General features: G+C 75.3%; 5 protein-coding genes. 2 read left to right on the top strand and 3 right to left on the bottom strand.

Annotation, left to right across the window (positions count from 1 at the left end; translation table 11 throughout):
* Positions 1-247 precede the first annotated feature (247 nt).
* Positions 248-490 (top strand): histidine kinase, encoded by a 243-nt coding sequence (locus tag ACWGL3_RS30735; protein WP_452462094.1) that lies wholly within the window; start codon positions 248-250, stop codon positions 488-490.
* A gap of 300 nt (positions 491-790) precedes the next feature.
* On the opposite strand, the gene ACWGL3_RS30730 is transcribed toward ACWGL3_RS30735, so the two are convergent.
* Positions 791-1750, bottom strand: coding sequence for a threonine ammonia-lyase (locus ACWGL3_RS30730; RefSeq protein ID WP_267944607.1), 960 nt, complete (start codon positions 1748-1750; stop codon positions 791-793).
* 59 nt (positions 1751-1809) lie between these two features.
* On the opposite strand from ACWGL3_RS30730, the gene ACWGL3_RS30725 reads away from it, so the two are divergent.
* Positions 1810-2403 carry a flavin reductase family protein gene (locus tag ACWGL3_RS30725; RefSeq protein WP_267944608.1) on the top strand — a complete coding sequence of 198 codons (594 nt, stop codon included), beginning with the start codon at positions 1810-1812 and terminating at the stop codon, positions 2401-2403.
* A gap of 210 nt (positions 2404-2613) precedes the next feature.
* Here ACWGL3_RS30725 and ACWGL3_RS30720 read toward each other — a convergent pair whose 3' ends face one another.
* Together ACWGL3_RS30720 and ACWGL3_RS30715 are read right to left on the bottom strand one after the other, a co-directional pair.
* Complete coding sequence (locus tag ACWGL3_RS30720; RefSeq protein WP_452462093.1) at positions 2614-3672, bottom strand: lytic polysaccharide monooxygenase auxiliary activity family 9 protein; 1059 nt, start codon at positions 3670-3672, stop codon at positions 2614-2616.
* Between the two features lie 78 nt (positions 3673-3750).
* Entirely contained in the window at positions 3751-5109 is a 1359-nt protein-coding gene (locus tag ACWGL3_RS30715) for a cellulase family glycosylhydrolase (RefSeq protein WP_452462092.1), read from the bottom strand.
* Positions 5110-5237 lie beyond the last annotated feature (128 nt).

Raw genomic sequence — 5237 nt, 5'->3', positions numbered from 1 at the left:
CCGCGCCCGGGCGCCCCCCCCACCCCCCCCGGCCCCCCCTCGCCCCGGCCCCCCCCCCCCCCGGGGCCCCCGGGGGGCCGCCCGCCGGGCCCGGGACGGGGGCGCCGTCCCGGGCCCTCCGTGTGTCCTGGGCCCTCGCCCGCCCGGGGCCGTGTATGACGCAGTTCACTCGTGCTAACACTGGGTCCGAAAGTTAACGCCTATTACGGTGAGGGGACCAGACCGCCCGCGAACCCCCGGAGCCCCCGTGACCGACCCCTCCTCCTTCGGCACCGCCCTGTGGACCCTGCTGATCGTCGCCACGCTCGTCGTCGCGCTGGGAGTGGCCGCCGTGTCCGACATGGCCATGCGCCGCCGCGAGGACCGAGCCGCCCGGAAGACCCCGGCGACCGGCCCGGGCTCCCGTTCCGCCTCCCCCGCCGCCCGGGCGCCGCAGGCGGGCGCGACCGCGGGCGGCGTCCCCGACCGCGACGCCGCCGAACGCCGCTGACCGCAGCAGCACCTCCCGCGGGACGTCCGGTGCCCGCCCGCGGAGACCGTGACCGCGCAGCGCTCCGCCTCCCCTCGCTCGGCCGCCGGGCCCGTCGTGGACGCGCGCGCCGGTCCCGGGCCGGGCCCGGCCAAACGCCGTGATCACCGACGACACGAGCAGGCCGTGCGGCCCGGGCGGTGGGCCGCCCACACGAACGCCGACGGCCGGCGGAGGGGCAGGGCCGTGCCCGGCAGCCCGGGGACCTGCCCACCGGGCGGGGCCTGCGCCTCCCGGCTCCGGCCCCGAGGGGAGCCGTCCTCAGCCCTGTGCCACCAGGCGGGCGAAGAGGCCGGGATCGGCGTTGCCTCCCGACACCACCGCCACGGTCGCCTCGGGCCGCCCGGGGACGGTGTCGATCCGGCCGGCGAGGAGGGCGGCGGCCGCCAGGGCCCCGCTGGGCTCGGCGACGACGCGGGCGCCGTGGGCCAGCACGCCGACGGCGCGGGCGATCTCGTCCTCGGTGACGGTGACGATCCCGTCGAGTCTGGCGGCGAGGTGCGCGAACGTGCGCTCGGAGAGGCCCACGCGGACGCCGTCGGCCATGGTGCGGCCGGTGCGCTCGGGCGGCCAGGTGACGGGGTGTCCCACGCTCAGGCTCTCGGCCGCGTCGGCGGCGAGCTCGGGTTCGACGCCGATGACGCGGACGCGGCGCGGGTGGACGGTCCAGGCCGCGGTGGACACCCCGGAGGCCAGCCCTCCCCCGCCCACGGGGACGACGACGGTGGTCACCTCGGGCGACTGCTCCAGGATCTCCAGGCCGACGGTGCCCTGCCCGGCGATGACGTCCGGGTCGTCGAAGGGCGGGATCAGCGCGAGCCCCTCGGTCCGGGCCAGTTCCCCGGCGACCGCCTCCCGCTCCCGGGGCGGCGCCATGACGACGCGGGCCCCGAGGGCGCGTATCCGGTCGACCTTGACCTCGGGCGCCCCCTCGGGGACCACGACGGTGCAGGGCGCCCCGTGCCGGGCGGCGGCGAGGGCGAGGGCCTGTCCGTGGTTGCCGGAGGAGTGCGTGACCACGCCGGAACGGCGCTGCCCCGGACCGAGCAGGGCGACGGCGTTGGTGGCGCCCCGGATCTTGAAGGCGCCCGTGGCCTGGAGGCTCTCGGGTTTGAGGAGGAAGTCCGCACCCGGGGGACCCGCCGTCAGGGGCGTGCGGACCACGTGGCCCTGGAGGCGGGTGGCTGCGGCGCGGACGTCGTCGGCGGTGACCAGTTCCATGCGCCGTGTATGCCCGTCGGCTGCGCCGGCACACGGCCGAGGCTGCATAATCGGAGCCGATGCGTACCGAATGGACCCCAGACGACCTGCCCGGACGGGCGTTCTACCAGCTGATGACCTCCGTGGTGGTGCCGCGCCCCATCGCGTGGGTCTCCACCACGTCCGGCGACGGCGTGGACAACCTGGCGCCGCACTCGTTCTTCACGATCTCCTGCACCGAGCCCCCGATCGTGCAGTTCACGTCGGTGCGGCGCAAGGACTCGCTGCGCAACGCGGAGGAGACCGGCGAGTTCGTGGTGAACCTGGCCCCGGAGGCGATGTGGGACCAGGTCAACGCCAGCGGCACCCCCTACCCGCCGGAGGTCGACGAGTTCGAGGCCCTGGGGATCGGGCGCGAGGCGAGCGTGTCGGTGCGTCCGCCGCGGGTGGCGGGGTCCCCGGTGGCGCTGGAGTGCACCCTGCACTCGACGCTGGGGCTGGGCGACTCCACGGTGGTGTTCGGAAGGGTCGTGCGTGTGGCCGTGCGCGAGGACGTGCTCGCGGACGGGCACCCGGACGTGGAGCTGATGCGCCCGTTGGCGCGGCTGGGCCGCAACGAGTGGTCGACGCTGGGCGAGGTGCGGGCGGTGGACCGCCTCCCCTACCGCCCCTGAGGGCGGGCGCGGAGGCGACCGGCCCCGGAAGAGCCGGTTCCGGGGCCGGCGGCTCCGCCCGGGCCGCCGGCGCGAGGGGCCGGTCCGCGCTCCGGCCCGGGAGCGGTTCGGGGCGCGGCGTGCTGCGGCCGGTGTTCGGCGTTTCGCACGCCGGCGCCCCGCGCGGGTCGGAGCGCGGCGGTCCGGGCCCGCGGTCGCGGGCGGGGCCGGTCAGTCCTCGTGGCAGGCCACGAGGGGCTCGATGTTCACGCCCGGGTGGGTGGCGGTGAACCCGAAGCTGGTGGACTCCCCGGGATCGAGCTGCCCGTTGTGGGCGGAGTTGCGGGCCTCGAAGTGCGCGCCGTGGTTGACGAGGGCGGCGTTCCAGACGCTGGAGATCTCCTGGCGGTTGGCGAACACCCAGTCGACCATCCAGCCGTCGACGCCCTCCTCCCCCGCGGTGACCTCGACGTCCACCTGGAAGCCGTTGGACCACTGGTTGGTGACGGTGTACTCGGCCGTGCAGTGGTCACCGGGCGGGTCGGTGGGGCCGGGCGTCGGCTCCTCCGTGGGGTCCGGGTCCGGGGAGGGGTCCGGGTCCGGCCCGGGGCCGGTGCCCGGGTCCTCGCCGAAGACCACGTCGGAGCAGTTGTAGAACGCCTCGGGGCTGTCGGAGCGCTCCCACACCACGTAGACGATGTGGCGCCCCTCCCGGTCCGGCAGGTCCACGTCCCAGTAGTACTCGGCTCCGGCGTCGCCGCCGCTGCGCAGCGGCGGGTCCGTCACCTCGTCGACGAGTTCCAGGTCGTCCCAGTTCAGCGCCTGCTCGGGGTCGAAGCCGTCCTCGGTGACGTAGGTGCGGAAGACCCCGGGGTGCGGGGCCCAGGCGTTGTGCCGGAACTCCACGGTGGTGTTCGGCTCCAGGGCCGTGGTGGGCCAGTCGGTGCGGGCCGCGTTGAAGGCCGCGAACCTGTCGGTGGGGCCGCACAGCTCGCCGTCGGCCACGACCTCCTGGTGGCGGCCGTCGGCGTCGCTGATGAGGTTGCCGAACCAGTTCCAGAACGGGTAGTCGCCGCCCTCGGCCAGGGCGTCGGCGCAGGCCTCGTTGGTGGGCCGGAGCGCGCCGCCGCCGGTGCCGCCGGTGGCGTCCTGGAAGCAGGCGTAGGTGCGGCTGGCCGGGTAGGTGAACGCTCCGTGGGCCTCGGCGGAGTCGGGCAGGACGACGACGGCGGTGCCGACGGCGAGCCCGCCGAGCGCCGCTGCCAGGGCGATGGCGTTGCGTGACCTCATGGGCCACTCCTATCTCTGTGGGGGAGGCCCGGCCGCGCGGGGCGGCGCGGCCGGGGTTCTGTTCCGACCCTGTACGGGTCAGGCGGAGCAGGAGAGTGCGGGAGCGGAGAGGGTGCCGCCGTGGGTGCCGGTGAAGCCGAACGAGGTGGACTCGCCCGCGTCGAGCGCTCCGTTGTAGGGGGCGTTCACGGCGGTGACGGCGGATCCGCTGCTGGAGACGGTGGCGTTCCAGGCGTGGCCCACGGCCTCGCCCGCGCCGGCGGTCCAGGTGACGGTCCAGCCGGTGATGTCGGTCGCGGCGGTGACGGTCACCTCGCCCTGGAATCCGTCGTGCCACCGGTTGGTGACGCGGTACTCGGCCCCGCAGTCCCCGGACGGGTCGGTGGGCTGTTCCGTGGGCGGGTCGGTGGGCTCCTCGGTCGGCGGGTCGGTGGGCTCGCCCGGGCCGCCGTAGACCGGGGCCTCGACGGAGGTCTCGGCGATGCCGTCGGGACCGTGGAAGATGCGCTCGCCCCAGGGGGTGAGGCTGTCGACGTCGAACCCCTCGACCATGTCGAGGTACTCCACGGGGGAACCGTTGCCGCTCCAGGACCAGCCGATGTAGCCCAGGCCCAGGCGCTCGGTGTGGGCCATGATGGCGTCCTCGTCGGGGTTGCCGTCGCTGTGGTCGATGCCGAACTCGCCGACGATCAGCGGCAGGCCGGCGTCGGTGAAGTGCTCCAGGTAGGAGACCACCGTGGACTCCTGTTGGTAGACCCCGTACATGTGGACGGAGAACACCGTGTTGGCGTCGGGGTCGGCGTCGAAGACGCCCTGGGCGTTGTCGCGCATGGTCCCCGACCAGTCCTGGCCCCAGTTGGGAGCGTCCACGACCAGGGTGTGGTCGAACCCGGCGTCGCGCAGCCGGTTGATCGCCTCGCCGGTGGCGGAGGCCCAGTTCTGGTTGGTGGCGGCGTCGTTGCCGAAGGGCTCGTTGCCGATGTTGACGAGGACGTGGTCCTCCTCCCCCTCGACGGCGTCCTGGACGCGCAGCCAGTAGTCGACGGCCTGGTCCAGGGTGGCCGCCCCGTCCTGGTCGCCGTAGCCGGTGGTGTCGTGCACCTCCAGCATGCAGATCAGCCGGTTGGCCTTGCAGTCGGCCACGACGGCGGCGACGTCGGCGGCGCTGTTCTCGGTCCAGCGCTGCCCGCTGCTGAGGACGACGCGGACGGTGTTGGCGCCCAGGGACTTGATGTCGGCGAGGGCGCCGGTCTCCTGGGGGTACCAGGTGTGGGCGTGGCTGACGCCCCGGATGACGAAGTCGTTCCCGGCGGCGTCGACGAGTCGGCCGTCGCTGACCCGGAACCCGGTGTCGGCGTGGGCCGGCGCGGTGTGGACGAGGAGGGCGGTGACGAGGCTGAGGACCGCCCCGAGGGCGATGAGCAGGCGTGTGGCCATGGGGTCTCCAGTGGTGGGGGGTGTGTCGTGGAGGGGGCCGGGCGCCACCGGCCCGAGGAGGGGCGGGCCGGTGGCGGTCGGTGGGCGCCGGCCGGGGGCCGCCGTGGGAGGCGGCCCCGGTCCCCGGC

It is taken from the genome of Nocardiopsis sp. NPDC055824 (genome assembly GCF_053616335.1).
The sequence above is the reverse complement of the archived record's forward strand: the minus strand, read 5'-3'. Positions and strand labels throughout refer to the sequence as shown.